This window comes from Deinococcus aerophilus, from assembly GCF_014647075.1.
Classification (GTDB): Bacteria; Deinococcota; Deinococci; order Deinococcales; family Deinococcaceae; genus Deinococcus; species Deinococcus aerophilus.
Window position 1 is genome coordinate 104,720 of record NZ_BMOM01000006.1, and the last position, 15,433, is coordinate 120,152.

14 protein-coding genes are annotated in these 15,433 nt (G+C 69.2%); 1 reads left to right on the forward strand and 13 read right to left on the reverse strand.

From position 1 onward, the window contains the following. Positions 1-64: 64 nt before the first annotated feature. The 8 genes from IEY21_RS05820 to IEY21_RS05855 form a co-directional block, all read right to left on the reverse strand. Positions 65-1,108: a c-type cytochrome gene (locus IEY21_RS05820; RefSeq protein WP_188902296.1), complete on the reverse strand. Its 1,044-nt coding sequence runs from the start codon at positions 1,106-1,108 to the stop codon at positions 65-67. Then, positions 1,105-1,593 (reverse strand): cytochrome c-type biogenesis protein, encoded by a 489-nt coding sequence (locus IEY21_RS05825; RefSeq protein WP_229752918.1) that lies wholly within the window; start codon positions 1,591-1,593, stop codon positions 1,105-1,107. The genes IEY21_RS05820 and IEY21_RS05825 overlap by 4 nt, the downstream gene beginning before the upstream one ends. Then, positions 1,590-2,168 carry a TlpA family protein disulfide reductase gene (locus IEY21_RS05830; RefSeq protein ID WP_188902298.1) on the reverse strand — a complete coding sequence of 193 codons (579 nt, stop codon included), beginning with the start codon at positions 2,166-2,168 and terminating at the stop codon, positions 1,590-1,592. The genes IEY21_RS05825 and IEY21_RS05830 overlap by 4 nt, the downstream gene beginning before the upstream one ends. A 39-nt stretch (positions 2,169-2,207) precedes the next feature. After that, entirely contained in the window at positions 2,208-4,187 is a 1,980-nt protein-coding gene (locus tag IEY21_RS05835; RefSeq protein WP_188902300.1) for a heme lyase CcmF/NrfE family subunit, read from the reverse strand. 82 nt (positions 4,188-4,269) lie between these two features. Continuing rightward, positions 4,270-4,737, reverse strand: a complete 468-nt coding sequence (ccmE, locus tag IEY21_RS05840) for a cytochrome c maturation protein CcmE (protein ID WP_188902303.1) — start codon at positions 4,735-4,737, stop codon at positions 4,270-4,272. Continuing rightward, a complete protein-coding gene (gene ccmD / locus IEY21_RS05845; protein WP_188902305.1) occupies positions 4,734-4,862 on the reverse strand; it encodes a heme exporter protein CcmD in 129 nt (42 codons plus the stop codon). Before ccmD ends, ccmE begins: the two co-directional genes overlap by 4 nt. Then, positions 4,855-5,577, reverse strand: a complete 723-nt coding sequence (ccsA, locus tag IEY21_RS05850) for a cytochrome c biogenesis protein CcsA (protein ID WP_188902307.1) — start codon at positions 5,575-5,577, stop codon at positions 4,855-4,857. Before ccsA ends, ccmD begins: the two co-directional genes overlap by 8 nt. A 272-nt stretch (positions 5,578-5,849) precedes the next feature. Next, on the reverse strand, positions 5,850-7,664 hold the full coding sequence (locus IEY21_RS05855; RefSeq protein ID WP_188902309.1) for a S8 family serine peptidase: 1,815 nt from the start codon (positions 7,662-7,664) through the stop codon (positions 5,850-5,852). Between the two features lie 198 nt (positions 7,665-7,862). On the opposite strand from IEY21_RS05855, the gene IEY21_RS05860 reads away from it, so the two are divergent. Then, entirely contained in the window at positions 7,863-10,328 is a 2,466-nt protein-coding gene (locus tag IEY21_RS05860) for a tetratricopeptide repeat protein (protein ID WP_188902311.1), read from the forward strand. Positions 10,329-10,348: 20 nt separating this feature from the next. Here the strand turns inward: IEY21_RS05860 and IEY21_RS05865 are convergent, their stop codons facing one another. The 5 genes from IEY21_RS05865 to IEY21_RS05885 all read right to left on the reverse strand — a co-directional run bounded on the left by IEY21_RS05865 (position 10,349) and on the right by IEY21_RS05885 (position 15,402). Beyond that, positions 10,349-11,059: a heme exporter protein CcmB gene (locus tag IEY21_RS05865; protein ID WP_188902313.1), complete on the reverse strand. Its 711-nt coding sequence runs from the start codon at positions 11,057-11,059 to the stop codon at positions 10,349-10,351. A gap of 24 nt (positions 11,060-11,083) precedes the next feature. Beyond that, the gene (gene ccmA / locus IEY21_RS05870) at positions 11,084-11,716 is read right to left on the reverse strand and encodes a heme ABC exporter ATP-binding protein CcmA (protein ID WP_229752919.1); all 633 of its coding nucleotides are present in this window, start codon (positions 11,714-11,716) and stop codon (positions 11,084-11,086) included. Positions 11,717-11,769: 53 nt separating this feature from the next. Continuing rightward, entirely contained in the window at positions 11,770-12,453 is a 684-nt protein-coding gene (locus IEY21_RS05875) for a cytochrome c biogenesis CcdA family protein (RefSeq protein WP_188902314.1), read from the reverse strand. Positions 12,454-12,514: 61 nt separating this feature from the next. Beyond that, positions 12,515-12,922, reverse strand: coding sequence for a penicillin-binding protein (locus IEY21_RS05880; protein WP_373290485.1), 408 nt, complete (start codon positions 12,920-12,922; stop codon positions 12,515-12,517). Positions 12,923-13,023: 101 nt separating this feature from the next. Further along, complete coding sequence (locus IEY21_RS05885) at positions 13,024-15,402, reverse strand: transglycosylase domain-containing protein (RefSeq protein ID WP_188902439.1); 2,379 nt, start codon at positions 15,400-15,402, stop codon at positions 13,024-13,026. Positions 15,403-15,433 lie beyond the last annotated feature (31 nt).

The following is a 15,433-nucleotide window of genomic DNA, read 5'->3' on the forward strand; positions in this document are numbered from 1 at the left end:
TCCGCAGACGGGGGGGCGGGGCAGCGGGGGGGACGTACGGGGTGTGGAGTGCCGGGGTTCATTGTCATTCCTCCCGCTGCCACTTCTCTAGCAGGTCCAGCAGCAGGTTCAGATCGCCGGGCTTCAGGTCGGGATAGGCGGGCATGGCTCCCTGGCCGTTCACGATCACGCCCTGCAGGGCCGCGCGGCTCAGGGTCGAGGCGCGCAGGCTGGGGCCGAGGCCGCCGCCGCCCGCAGTTCCGTGGCACGACGCACAGCTGCCCGCGTACAGCTTCAGCGCCGGGTCATTCTGGTTGAGGCGGGCGCGCAGGGCGGTGATCACGTCGTCGGCGTCGCGCCCGGTGGGGTCCAGGGTGCGGTAGCGTTCCAGAGCGCTCAGGGCCGCCTGATCCTCACCAAAGCGGGAAAGTGCAAAGCCGAGCAGCAGCTGGGACTCGGGCTCATTCGGCGCCAGCTGGGCGGCGCTGCGGATCAGCAGGGCGGCGCGCTGGGCGTCCTCGGCGGCCAGGGGCTGCCCGGTCTGCTCGCCGCGCGTGAGCAACAGGATGCCCAGCCGGCGCAGTGCCTCGGGCTGCCGCGGGTCCAGCTTCAGGGCGTTGCCGTAGGCGGTGACCGCCTGATCGTAGGTGGCCGAGTCGAAGGCGGCGCGGCCCCAGGCCAGGTAATCGGCATTGGCGCCGCTGCGCTGGGCCGCGGCTTTCAGCGAAGGCAGCTTCAACACGGCCTGGACCTTGCCCGCCTCCGCCGGCTCCAGCGAGGCCAGTTGCCAGCGCGGCACAAAGGTCAGCGCGCCCGCCACCGTGAGCAGCGCGGCCACGCCCACGCCGGCCAGTGCCAGCGTCCGCGAGCGCCGGGGGGAGCCGCCCCGGGCCGCCGGGGGCAGGGCGTCCAGCGCCCGCAGCGTCAGGGCCGCGCGGCGTTCCAGATCCGGGCGGCGCGCCTCGTCTTCCAGGTGGGTGAGCGCGGCATACAGCTGATCCCGCTCGGCGATCAGGCGGTCACGCTCGGGAGCGTCCGGGTCCTCGGGGGCCGCGCGGCGCAGCGGGTCCAGGACCAGCCACAGCGCTGCTGCGCCGATCACGGCAAGCAGAATCACGCTGAGGATCACGATTCACCCCGGCGGGCGGTGTCGCGGCGCACCTGGGCCAGATAGGCGTCGTGGGGTTCATTCTCGTGCGGCTCCCCGGCGGCAGGAGAGGGCACTCCCCGCCGGCGCAAAAAGGCCCACAGCGCCGCGCCGCCTCCGGCGAGGGCGATCAGGGGAGCGCCCCACAGCAGCAGATTGCGCCCCGACTTGGGGGGATCGAGCAGCACGAAATTGCCATACCGCGCCGAGAAGAAGCTGTAGATCGCCGCGTCGCTGCGGCCCTCGGCAACCTGCTCGCGCACCGACGAGCGCATCTTGATGCTGATGTCGCTGCGCGACTCGGCGATGGACTCGCCTGTGTCGCACAGCGGGCAGCGCAGGTTCTTCTGGATGGCCACCGCACGCGCTTCCTGATCGGGGCTCAGGGTGGGGGATGCGGCGTGGGCCGGGGCGCCCAGCAGAATCAGGCACAGGGCGGCGCTGAGCAGGTGCTGGCTGGGCCTCACAGCCCCTTCACCCCGATCTTTTCCAGCCCCACATTGAGCCGCTCACGGGTCAGGCCGCCCCGGTCCATGTGCTGCACGATGCCCGCCCGGTCTATAAAGACCGTCTCGGGAATGCCGGAGACGCCGTAATCGACGCCGGTATTGATGCCGGGGTCTTTCAGGTTGGGATAGGCCAGGGCGTATTCCTGAATAAAATCGCGGGCGTTTTGCTCCTTGGTTTCCTGAAACAGGATGCCCAGAATCGCCACGCCGTCTGCCGATTGCCGGGCGCTCAACTCGCGGAACAGCGGCGCTTCCTCACGGCACGGTCCGCACCACGACGCCCAGAAATTCAGGACGACCGGGCGGCCCTTCAGGCTGCTCAGGGTGATGGGCACGCCGTCCAGACTTTGCAGGGTAAAAGCGGGCGCAGCCTGGCCGATCAGTGGGCCGCCGGTGGTGGCATTCCTGGCCGGACTCAGCAGCGTGTAGCCCAGCACCGCGACCAGCGCCGCCGCGATCACGGGGGGCAGCACGCGCCGCCACGGCGTGCCCACACGGGCCTGGGGGGTTCTGGAGGGAGAAGATTCAGTCATGACACACTCTCAGTTGGGGTGGGCTTGGTCGGGGTCGGGTCAGTCGGTGGCGGGCGCGAGGCGGACCGCCGAGCGGGAGGGAAGCGACCGGGCAGGCTGGACCAGCGTGAGGCCCGCGCCCAGGCAGATGATCAGCGTGCCCCACCAGATCCACGACACCAGCGGGCTCTCGATCAGGCGGACGCTGGCCCACTTTCCGGCGGGATCGATGCTCGTGACGACCAGATAGGTGTCGCCCAGCGCGCCGTAGCGCACGGCGGGAGCCGGAAACAGCGTGCCGGGAGCCTGAACATAGGTGTTCAGCCGGCTCTCGAAGGGCCGCCCGTCAATCTGGACGGTGGCGACGGCCGAGGTTCCAAAGCCCCGGTCCTCCTGGCGCAGTCCGGTGAGTTGCAGCCGCTCGCTCAGCAGGGTGCTGGGCGCGGCCTGCAGGTTCAGGGTGATCTGGGCGTCGCGGCGGTACGCACTGCTGAAGGCCAGACCCAGCGCCAGCACGACCAGACCGATGTGGGCGGTGTACGCTCCGTACCGGCGCGGCTGGGCCCGCAGCGTTCGGGTCAGGCCGCCGCTCTGCCGCGCCGCGCGGGCAGTCAGCAGGCCCAGCCCAACAACGTTGTAGGCGGCCAGTCCCACGGTGAGCAGCACGCCGGGGGCGCGCACGCCGAACACGAGGGCGATCCCGGCGGCCCCCACGCCCGAGGCGAGCAGCGGCCACAGCGCCCGCCACAGGCTCTGGCCGTCCGCGCGCCGCCACGGCAGCAGCGGCCCCACGCCCATCAGCAGCAGCAGGCCCAGGCCCAGGGGAATGGCGAAGGCGTTGTAGAAGGCCGGGCCCACGCTGGCATCCCGGCGGCCCTGCGCGGCCTCCACGAAGGTTGGAAACAGCGTGCCCAGCAGCACCATGAAGGCGAAGACCAGAAACAGCCAGTTGCCGGCCAGGAACGCGCCCTCGCGGCTGACCGGGGCAGGCAGTTCGGCCTCGTCACGCAGGGAGGGCGCGCGCCACGCGGCCAGCCCGATGCCCACGATCAGCAAGAAGGCCAGGAAGCCCAGGAAAACCGGGCCCACCGGCCCGCCCGCGAAGGCGTGGACGCTCTGCACGATGCCGCTGCGGTTGAGGAAGGTGCCGAGCACGGTGCTGGAATACGCCAGCACGATCAGCCACACGTTCCAGGAGCGCATCAGCCCGCGCTTTTCCTGAATCTGGATGCTGTGCAGAAAGGCGGTGGTGAGCAACCATGGAATGAAGGAGGCGTTCTCCACCGGGTCCCAGGCCCAGTACCCGCCCCAGCCCAGCGTCTCGTAGCTCCACCAGCCGCCCGCGACGATGGCAGCGGTCAGGAAGGTCCACGCGACCAGCGTCCAGCGCCGCGTCACGACGACCCAGTGGTCGCTCAGGCGGCCCGTGATCAGCGCGGCCACCGCGTAGGCGAACGGCACGCTCAGGCCCACGAAGCCCAGGTACAGCAACACCGGGTGAACGGCCATCATCCAGTGGTTCTGCAGCGCCGGGTTGGGACCGCGCCCGTCGGCCAGCAGGCCGGAGACCGGCGTGAACGGCGAGGCGATGGTGGCACACACCCCCACGAAGAACAGCAGACTGATGAACATCGTTCCCAGCGCCCACGGCCTCAGGGCGTCGCGCCGCAGGGTCAGCGACAGGATGAACGCAAAGCCCGCCAGCAGCCAGGCCCACAGCAGAATGCTGCCCTCCAGCGCCCCCCACAGGCTGGTGACCTTGATCCAGGTGGGGGAGGAACGCATGGAATGTTCGGCCACGTAGCGCACCGAGAAGTCGTCGCTCAGCAGCGCGACCATCAGCACCAGTGCTCCCAGGCTCATCAGCGCGAACACTGCCCAGGTCGCCCGGCGCGCCGCCTCGACCACCCGCGCGTCCGCCCGGACGCCGCCCACGAAGGCGAGCAGCAGCCCCATCAGCGTAAAGCCCAGCGCGCCCAGCAGCGCGAGCTGTCCCAGCGAACCCAGCGCACTGGATGAAAAGGAGATCAGGTTCAGCATGAATGTCCCTCTGTGGGGTGTGCGGAGCGTGGGCGGCGGGCAGCCGTGGGGTCGCCGCGCCGCCTGCGCCCGGACCGAATTCTCACTGCGTCTGCTGAAGCATGTCCTTCAGCTGCGTCTGCGTCTTGGGCACGTTGTATTCCTCGCTGTGCTTGACGATCAGTTCCTGGGCATGAAAGGTGTCGCCCTGAAACTCGCCGCGCACCACCACGCCCTGGTTTTCCTTGAACAGGTCGCTGACCGCGCCGCTGTACTGCACCGGAAAGCTGGCCCCGCCGTCCGAGACGACGAAGCGCAGGCTGAGGGTCTGGGGGTCGTAGTTCACCGCCCGGACCAGCCCGCCGATGCGGATGGGGCGGCCCTCCAGCTCGGCGCGCTGTTGCTGGTACTCCGTGGGGGTCACGAAGTATTCCAGGCTCTTGTTCAGGTTTCCGAAGGCGATGAAACCGGTCAGGCCGGCCAGGGCCGCCACACCCAGTACTACCGGCAGCGGATTGCGGCGGCGCTGACGGGCGCGGGGCAGCGGAGCCTGGGGCGCGGGCCGGGTCACCGGGGAGCCTCACCCGGTTCGTCCCGGACGGCGCGCAGCCGCGCCCACACCCACAGCAGGTAGCCCAGCAACAGCACGAAGGTCACGGCATAGACGACGATCACATACACGCTGTACTTATCCACGGGCGGCTCCCAGGGCGCTGTTCTGACCGCGCAGGTCTTCCATCAGTTCACGTTCCTCGCGGGCCTCCTCCCGGGCGGCCAGCACGGCCCGCACCCGCAGCAGGTACAGGTACAGGAAGGTAAAGGCGATCACGGCCACCAGCAGGACCCAGCCGTAGATGGGCGCGGCGTCAAAGCGCATCTTGCCCAGCAGTTTGAGGGTCTGGGTCTGGTGGACTCCGCGCCACCACTCCACCGCCATGTAGTTGACCGGCACGTACAGCGTGCCCACGATGCCCACCACTGCCGACACGCGGGCTCGGCGCTCGGGATCGTCGATCAGGGTGCGGATCAGCAGGTAACCGCCGTACACCACCAGGCTCAGGGCGGTGGTGGTGAGCCGGGCGTCCCACACCCAGTACACGCCCCAGGTCGGCTTGGCCCACAGCATGCCGCCCACGATGGTCACCACCGTGAACAGCACGCCGATTTCTGCGCTCGCCAGCGCCAGACGGTCCCAGCGCCGCTGGCGCCGGATCAGGTACAGCAGCCCGAACAACCCGGTGCCGCCGTAAGCCAGGTAACTCAGCCACGCGCTGGGCACATGCACGAACATCAGCCGCACCAGCGATCCCTGGTTGAGGTCCAGCGGCGCGGCCAGGCCCAGAACAATCGCTGTGGCCAGCGTGACCAGGGTGGCCGCGCCCAGCAGCATCGTCGTGAGGTCTCTTCTCATTTCGCTCTCCATTGTGGAGGCTGGGCAGAGGCGTCACCGTGACGCCTCTGCCAACCGTCCTCGGTGCTGTCAGCATCGCGCTTCGGTCCGAGCTGGACAAGTGCGTGTGTCCCCGGGGCGGGGCTGACGGAGCAGATCACTTGGCGCATTCTGTGCCTGTCTTGGCCGCCCGCTGTTCTGGAGGCCCCGGCCCAGACAGATGCTTCAGCAGCACAGCACAGACCCCGCCACGGGGACGGGGTCTGTGCATGTGGTTATGGAGGCGGCGGTGCTTACTGCTTGACGATGCGGTCCACTTCGGCGGTGCCGCTGTAGGGGGTGGGGGCGTTCAGGTAGCCCTTGAGCACCACGCGCCAGTTGCCGGCCACCGGGTTGGGAATGCTCACGGCCTCGTTGGTGCTCGTGCCCTGGGCGCTGGAGCCGACCAGCTGACCGGCGGGGTTGTAGACCTCCAGGTCCAGGTCAAAGGCGGGGTTGCCCCAATCGGTGGTGACGCGCAGCACGCTCGAGCCGGCCGGCACGTTCAGGACGTGGGTGTCCTCGGCATTCTGCACGCAGCCGGCGGTGGGGGCGCAGGCGGCGGTGTTCACGGTGCCGCTCCAGCCGGGCAGGGTCGTGGTCTGGACCGAGTAGCGGGTGGGGTTCTGGCGCACGGCTTCGCGCACCGAGGCGTTGGCGTCCACGTAGCCGTAGCCCACTTCCCACTCCTCGCGCTGCTTCACGACCACCTGGGCCGGGTCAAAGCCGTTGGTGGCGGTGGCGACGTAGTACATCGCGCGGCTGGTCTTCTTGAAGGCGGCGAGCACGCTGTCCAGGTTCATCTTGGGGTTGGCCTCGAGCATCAGGGCCACCACACCGCTGATGTGCGGGGTCGCCATGCTCGTGCCGCTGATGGTGGAGTAGCGGGGGTTGTCGGTATCGGGCACGGTGGTGGCGGCCAGACCGGTCAGGCCGCGCGCCGCGCTGATCTTCACGCCGGGGGCGGTCACGTCGGGGTGAACCAGTGCGTCACCGGGGCGGCCACGGCTGCTGAAGCTGGCGAGGTACCCCTGCTTGTCTCCGGCAGCGACGCTGATCACGCAGGGGCTGGCCGAGTAGGGGTTCAGGGTATTGGCGTTCGGTCCCTCGTTGCCGGCGGCGAACACCACGACCATGCCCGCGTCGTAGGCGCGCTTGGCGGCGATGCTGATGGGGTTGTACGGCGCAAACTCGCCGCTGCTGCCCCAGGAGTTGCTGATCACGCGCACGTTGTAGGTCTCGCGGATGTCGGGCTTCATCAGGTAGTCAAAGCCCTGCAGCGCGTACAGGATGCTCAGGCCGTCGCCCGCGCCGACGCCCACCAGGGTTGCGCCGGGCGCCACGCCGCGCCGCATGCGGGCGCTGCCGGCAGAGGCCTCGCCGCTGCCGCCGATGGTGCTCGCGACGTGCGAGCCGTGGCCGCTGCTCGTGTCGGTGTTGGGCAGGTCCACGTACAGGTAGCCGCCCGCCGGGGTGTCGGTCAGGGGGCCGACCAGTTTCACGTTCTTGGCGATGTGGTCCAGATCGGGGTGGGTACCGTCCACACCCGAGTCGATGATGCCCACGCCGATGCCCTTGCCGGTCACGCCGTAGGTGCTCTGTGCGGTGTCGGCCCCGATGAACTTGACGCTCTCGGCGAGTTTGTACTGCAGCGGGGCGTCCTGGTAGATGGACTCCAGACCGGGCAGATTGGCCTTGAGCTGACCGATCAGGTCCTGGGTGATCAGGGTCTTGACCGCCACCATCGGCAGCACGTCAAAGGCCCCCAGGCCGTTCCCGAGATCCACATCCATATTGGAATCCATCCAGGAGATGGCGCGGCCCTTGCTGACGTTGTCGGCGAAAGACAGGATCAGGGTGCCGACCTGGCCGTAGCGCATCGAGCTGTCGACCTGCACGCCGCTGGGGCCCGAGGCGTACAGCGCCGAGCAGGCCGAGAGGGTGGTGGCCTGGGTCTTCAGTCCGCCCGACTGGGCGGCGGTGGGGGAGACGGAACCCTGAGGAGTGCTCTGCCCGCAGGAAGCGAGAATGACGGTCAAACCCAGGCCAAGCTTGGAAAAATTCTTCATGGGGGACTCCTTTGAATACTGTAGGTGCTTGAGGTCATTTGAGCAGGTGGTTCTCAAAAAAAACACAAAGCCAGATAAAGCGCGGACAGAAATGTGCCCGAAGTGTGACCAGGGAGGCGCTGACCCGCCGGCCCCACAGCCGGGCCCGCCTGTAAGCGGCGACGGAGGCCCGGCAGACGGCCGCTTTATACTCGGTTCATGCTCCTTCTTCCCTTACCCACCCGGCTGCTGACGCGCCTGCAAGGGGAGTGGGCCGGCGTCGTGGCGCCCGTGGAGGTGGGGGCCAATCTGCCGGGACTGATGGCCTGGGCCGAGGCGCAGGGCCGGGCCGTCTGGCGAACTCCGCCGCCTGCGGGTGAGGGCGCGTGGCTGTGGCTTCCGGCGGGCCGTTCGGACCTGCAGCATCTGCCGCACGCGCCCGAGGACATCCTGGTCCTGAGCGGGGCAGACCTGTGTTACACCGCCGAGGACTGGAGCCTGGCGCTGCCCGACCAGACGGCGGCCGAACGTGCCGCGACCTTTGAGGGCAGCGGCGGCTGGCCTCCCGCGCTGGAGCTGGCCCGGCAACGGCCCGGCGACCCGGAGGCCTACCGGCAGGTCCCGGCGAGCGTGCTTCTGGCTCCCTTTGTGCCTCCTGAAGAACGGCGCCCGGCGGCCCGGGTGCTGGCGGTGTCGCCGCTGGTCACGCCGGTGGTGGCCGCGGCCCTGGAGGTGAGTCCTGCAGAGTGGCAGGCGCTCGTGGAGGGTGGATGGTTGTGGCCGGCGGTGGGCGGCTGGGCCTTTCCGCCGTTGCTGCGCCGCTGGCTGGCCCCCGACCCGGACCCCCGGCTGGCCCGGCGGGCGGCCCAGGCCCTGCATGACACCGACCACACGGCCGGGGCGCTGGAGGTGCTGGCCGGCGCGTCCTTGTGGGCCGAGCATCTGTCGCTGCTGGTCCAGACCGCCCGTGCGGGCCAGGGTGAGGCGGCCCTGCGCGCTCAGCTGCGGCGCCTGCCGGAACGCTGGCGGACAGAACCCGAGGCGCTGTACCTCGCGGGCCTGCTCGCCCGGGTGGCCGGTGATCTGGACCGGGCCGAGACGCTGTATACCCGCGCTCTGGACGGACTGACGGGAGCAGCGGCAGCGCTGACCTTGAATGCCCGTGGAGTGGTGCGGGCGATGCAGGGCGAGGTGGACGGGGCCCTGGACGACTTCACCCACGCCGTGCAGGCGGGCGGATTGACGGCCGGAGAGGCCAGCCAGAACCGCGCAACCCTGCTCGTACAGCTCGGGCGACATGCAGAGGCTGAGCAGAGTCTGAACACCGCCGTGGCGGCGTTCCGGGAGGCGGGTGATCTTCCGCGTGAGGCCTACAGCTTAAAAACCCTGGGTTCTCTGTACTTCGGGCGGGGGCAGCTGCGTGAAGCCCTGGTGCCGTATCGCAAGGCACTGCAACTCTCTTTGCCGGATTTCGTGCAGGAGGCGGCACTCAGCCACCTGAACCTCGCCGAATCCCACATCTATCTGGGCGAATTCGATCAGGCCCAGCACCATCTTCAGGCCGCCGCAGGGCTCAACGAGCGTCAACTTTCCAGCCTTACGGCGGGTTGGCTGCACCGGGTGCAGGCCATTCTGGCCCTGCAGATGGGCGAAGCTGCCCAGGCCCTCGCGGCGCTGGACCGCATCCAGACCGATGACCGCAGTTTGGAAGCAGAAACGGCCCTGCTGCGGGTGCGCGCCCACCGGGAACTCGGGCAGCCGGAACAGGCGCGGATCATCCTGCATCACGCCAGTCCGCTGGGTCTGCGGGCCGAGCTAGAGGAGGCCCTGCTGGGCGAGGCCGGGATTGATCCGGTGATCGAGGCGGCGCGGCAGGAGGAGGCCCGGCTGGAACTCGTGACTGCCCTGCTGTACCGGGCCACGCCGGACGATCTGCAAGAAGCGCTGGAGCTGATCCGGCAGCACGGCTATCTGGCGCTGCTGGGCAGCCGCGCCGCCGCGCCGCTTGCCAGCCTGGCCCAGGACCCGCCCACCCGCGCCCTGTTTCCTCTGCGCATCCAGACCCTGGGGCCGCTGCGCTTTACCCATGCCGGACGTCAGGTGCAGCTGGGAGATTTCCCGACCCGCAAGAGTGCGGCGCTGCTCGTTGCGCTGGCTCTGGCCGAGCATCCGCAGTCGCGGGAGGTGCTGGCCGAGCGCTTCTGGCCCGGGGCCAAGAATCCGCTGGCCAGCCTTCAGACGGCGGTGTACCACCTGCGCAGCACCTTTGGAGTGCCGCTGGTGGGCAGCGAGCGCGGCCTGATGTCGCTGCTGTTTCCGGTGCACAGTGACCTCGCCGAGCTGCGCCGCGCCCTGCAGAGTCAGGACCTCGCCGGACTGGCCACCCTGCTGCGTCCCATGACCGCTCCCCTGACGGTGCTCTCGGACCTGCCCGCCGAGTTGTCCGAGGAACGCGCCCAGGCCGAGCGTCTGCTGCACGACGCCCTGCGGCTGCATGCCGACGCCCAGCCGGCGGCCGAAATCCACCGCCGCGACGCCCTGCGGGCGCTGATCGCCACCGATCCGCTGGACACCGACAGCCGCGAGGACCTGATTCGCTGGCACGAGTTGCACGGTGAAACCGACCTGGCCGAGCAGGAACGCCGCCATCTGGCAGACGCCCTCAGGGCGCTGGGGGTGGATTGACGGCCTACCTCTACAGCGCTTCAGCCCTCGACGGCGTAGGGAAACAGCAGCGTGGCCAGGATGACCGTTCCCAGATCAAAGGCGACCAGGAAGGTCAGCCACGGGCCGATCTGGGCCAGCGGTTGACCCTCCAACAGGCCCGAGGTGGCCCGCACCGTGGCGATCACCACCGGCACCAGAATGGGAAAGGCCAGCGCGGGCAGCAGCGCCTCGCGCGCCCGCAGGCTGACCGTGATGGAGCCGTAGAAGGTGGTTCCGGCCGCGAAGCCGACCACGCCCAGCACGGTGACTACTGCCAGAAGCAGCCACGGTGTGCCGGCACAGGCCCGGCCCGGAGCGCAGTCCGCGCCCGCCGCCCCGAACAGCAGCAGGCCCGCCGGCAGCGTGAAGGCCGCGACGAGCAGCAGCGGCCCCAGGACGCCCAGCAGCTTGCCCAGGTACAGCGCTCCGTGCGGCCCTGGATACAGCGTCAACTGTTCCAGCGCTCCGGCCTCCTGCTCCTGCGCGAAGGCCCGCTGTGCGCCCACCGCCGCCGCCAGGGCCAGCGCAGTCCAGACGGCTCCGGAGGCCACCCCGGCCGTCTGGGCCGCGCTGCGTCCGGTGTTGCCTCCCAGGGCCAGGCCCAGTACGAGCAGCACCAGACCGGCAAAAAAGGCGGTGGCGAGCAGCGTGTCGCGCGTGCGCCCGGCCACGCGCAGGTCCTTGGCCGCGAGATGAAGGGCCGTGTTCATGCGCCGCCCTGTCCGTTGAACGTGCTACACCTCATGCAGGACCCCTCCCGCCAGCCGCAGGGCACGCGGCGCCACCTGCTGGGCGAGCTCAGGCTCGTGGGCCGCGATCAACAGGGTGACGCCCGTGGCCCGCAGCTCGCCCAGCAGCTCCAGCACCAGCTGACGTCCGGCGGTGTCCAGATTGGCGAAGGGCTCGTCCACCAGGGTCAGCGGGCGGGCGAGCAGATGGGCGCGGGCCAGGGCCAGCCGCTTGCGCATTCCCGCCGAGAGAAAGCGGACGCGGCGGTGGACGGCGGCCTCCAGCCCCACGCGCCGCAGCGCCGCCGATTCGTTTCCCTTCTGACCGTGCATCTTCAGAGCAAACGCCAGATTCTCGGCGCAGCTCAGGTCCGGATACAGGCCCGCGTCCACCGGCATCAGGTGAATGTGGTCCCGCACCGCCCGGCCGTCGCGCAGATCAAAGCCCATGACACGTCCCTCGCCGCGCGTGGGCCGCAGTCCCGAGGCGAGCAGCCGCAGCAGGGTGGTCTTGCCCGCTCCGTTCTCGCCGAGCAGGGTCACGCCCTCGCCGGCTGCCACGTCCAGCGTCACCCCGCGCAGGATCACCTCGCGGCCCAGGCGCAGCCACAGGTCACGCAGTTGCAGGGCGTACGACACAGGAGCGCCGGCCGCGGTGGGCGGATCCGGCAGAACGTGCCTTACCGGAAGGTCTACACCCTCAGCCACGCGGGCATCACCTCATAGAAGAAGGTTGCCAGCCGCGTGAACTGCCCGGTCAGCATCAGCGCGCCAACGAGCACGAGCACGGCTCCACCCACCTTCTCGAAGATGCCGGCGTACCGGTTGAGGCGGCGCAGGTTCAGGCGGTGCCACAGCAGGGCGGCGAGCAGGAACGGCACGGCCAGCCCCAGCGTGTAGGCGGCGAGCAGGGTCACGCCCGCGCCCAGGCTGGAGGTGCTTGCGGCCAGCCCCAGGATGCTGCCCAGCGCCGGTCCCAGGCACGGACTCCAGCCGAAGGCAAAAGCCGCTCCCAGCGCGACCGGGCCGTAACCGCCCGCATCGGCCAGGGCGCGGGTGTCGCGCATCAGGAAGGGCAGACGAATCACGCCGAGCATGACCAGCCCGAAAAAGATGATCAGCCCCGCCGCGATCTGGCCCAGCAGGTACTTGTACGGGGAGAGCAGCGCCCCTAGCGTGCTGGCGGTGGCTCCCAGTGCGATAAAGACCAGGCCAAAGCCCGCAATAAAACCGAGCGCCCGCAGCAACGGCGCGCGCGCCCCGCCGATCACGCCCAGATAACTGGGGACCAGTGGCAGCACGCAGGGACTGAGAAAGGAGATCAGCCCCGCCAGAAACGCGACGGTCAGCGTCGGAGAGCCAGCGGGCAGGGTCATGCCGCGAGTCTAGCGGCTCGTGGAGGGGCGGGCGTCCTTCCTGCAGACGCGGCGAAGGTGCCTATTCCAGCTCTCCCGTGAAGTCGCCTTCCCAGGCATTCAGGATGCGTCCCTCCTGCACCAGCAGCACGGTGGGATAGGCGCTTACCTTCAGGGCGCGGGCGAAGGCGGTGGCGTCATCGCCGCGCCATACGTTCAGGCCCGCCGGGGCGGGGGAGGGCACGCCCTCGGCATTCACGGCGCGAACGGGCAGGCCACTGTCCAGCACGGCGGCCCACAGGTCACCCAGATCGCCGCAGTCGTGGCTGTACACCACCACGACCTCGCGCCCCTCCGCGACCGGATCGCTGGTCCAGGGATGGGCGGGCAGCGCCGCGCCCAGGCGCACGCGGGCCTCGGCCTGCCCCAGGGCAGGCAGGGTGCCCAGGGCGAGCAGCAGCGTCAGCAGCGGGGCATGTCGGCGGGTCATGGTGGCCATCATGCCGCGCCGCCCCGCCAGGTTGCATGACGGAGCGGTGAGAGCGCCAGTGAAAAAGCAAGAGAGAAAAGACAGCGGAGACGGGCGCGGGGCTAGGGGCTGGACGGTGCCGGTTTGGCGGGCGCTGGGACTTCACCCACCTGCGGCGCTCCCCCCTGGTTCCCGGCGGCCTTCACAGCGGCAGGATCGGGCTTCTCATCGGTGAGGGGGGTGGGGTTCTCGTCGGGGGCGTAGGCGGGCAGCTGCTCAACGTATACCCGGCGCTGAACGATGTTTTCCGGCGGCGTGAACTCGGTGGCCAAGCGGTTGGTCGTGCGGTCCAGACTGATCAGGATGGTCTTGGGATCGTTGGACACCCCCGCGTACCGCGCCTCGTTGTACTGCACCGGGGGCGGAGCGTCGGCCTGCACGGCGGTGTTGGCCGCGCCGCTGTAGTTGGGGTCCAGGCCGGCGAGCTGCACGCCGGGCAGGTAGCCCGGATCCGGCGCGGCGGTGTACACGATACCGGGGGGTTCGCTGAAGGTCCGGACGCTCAGGCCCTGGTGGGCGAGTTCCATCATGCGCCGCCAGATGGGGGCGTTGACCAGGCCGGAGTAGTAGTTTTGGGGCATCAGGCCGCCCTGCTGTTTGCCCACCCACACGGCCCCGGTGTACATGGGTGTGGTGCCCACAAACCAGAAATCCTTGGGACCGTTGGACGTTCCGGTCTTGCCCCCCACCGGCCAGTCACCGAACTTGGCGGGCCATGCCAGGCCGCCCTGCCGGGCCGTCAGGTCGTTCACCACACCCCGGATCATGTCCAGGCCCATCCACGCGATCTGCGGTGTCCATACAGGAGTGGCCTTCACCGGGCTCATGGTCACGTCGTACAGCACCTCGCCGCGCGCATTGGTGACCCGCGTGATGTAGCGCTGTTCCCGGTACTGCCCGCCGTTCACGAAGGGGGCATAGGCCGCCGCCATCTTGACCGGGGTGGTTTCCACTGCGCCCAGCGCCGCCGCCAGCCCGGTGCCGTCGTTGGGCGGCACGCCCAGTTCACGCAGCTTGCCGAAGAAGGTCTGCAGCCCGATGCGGTCGGCGAGGCGCACGGTCACGAGGTTCAGTGAGCGGTCCAGGGCCTCGCGGATGGTCATGCTGCGGTAGCTCGTCTGGCTCTCGAAGTTCTGCGGCGCATACACGCCGTCTTTGCAGCTGGGGCAGGGAAACTGGATGGGCTTGTCGTCCTCGCGGTGGTCCTGGGTCAGGCCAGTGGACAGCGCGGTGGTGTACAGCAGCGGCTTGATGGTGGAACCGATCTGCCGCTGGCCCTGCGCGGCGTTGTTCCAGTCGGCGGGCGGTTCGTTGCCCTTGAGCTTCTGCCCGATCATGCCGAGCACCTCGCCGCTGTAGGGGTCGATGATGGTGGCCCCCAGGGTCGCGCCGGGCGGCAGGCCGGTGGCCTCGCGGCTCGCCGTCTCCACGGCGTTTTGAACCTTGGGATCCAGGGTGGTGTAGACCCGCAGTCCACCCGAGCCGTACACCTTTTCCCGCCCAAAGCGGCGCACGAGTTCCTGCTCCACCTGACCCATGAAATGCGGCGCGCGGTTGAAGGTCACGGCCTTTAGTTCCTTCTGGGTGCGGTCCACGAGTTTGGCGCTGGTGATGTCTCCCTGCGCGTTGTACAGCACCTTCCAGCCGCGCGGCTGCAGGTTCTCCTTCCACGCCGCGTCCGACTGCGCCTGGGTGATCCATTTGTCCTCGACCATGCGCGCAAGCAGCACCTTCATCAGGGGCCGCATCTCCTTGTAGTTGAAGTAGCGCCCCGCGCTGGGCACAAGCACCGTGAGGTAGGCACTCTGGGCCAGGGTCAGGTTCTTGGGCGTGGTGCGGAAGTAGGCCTGGGCCGCCGAGTGGATGCCGTACAGCTCGACCGGGCCGCCGTCGCCCCAGTAGATGGTGTTCAGGTAGTCCTGAAGGATTTCCGCCTTGGTAAAGCTGCGCTCGACCTGCACGCTCAGCAGCCACTCCTTGATCTTACGGTCGGGGGTACGGGCCTGCTGGTATTCCTGCAACAGCAGGGTGTTCTTGATCAGCTGGTTGGTCAGGGTGCTGCCGCCCTGCACGCTCTCGCCGGCGGCCAGGCGCTGAACCTGCCGCCCCAGGCCGTAGGGGTCAATGCCGTAGTGCTCGAAAAAACGCCGGTCCTCGTTGCTGATCAGCGAGGCGACCATGAAAGGACTGATCTCGGACAGGTTGACCAGCGTGCGGCTGATGGCCTGCTCGCCCACCTTGGGAATCAGGCTGCCCAGCGGCGTGTTGTCGCGGGCAAACACCTTGGTTTCCGCGCCCAGCGTGCGGGTCAGGCTGTCGAGCTGGCGGTAGTCCGGCAGCTCGCGCCACCACTTCAGGCCGTAGGTGGCGGCGACCCCCGCGCCGGCGAGCAGCGCAGCAATCACGAAGGAGGACAGAAATTTAAGAAAGCGCAGAACAATCAAGAAAGCCACCTCGGGCGGTCAGGCGCGC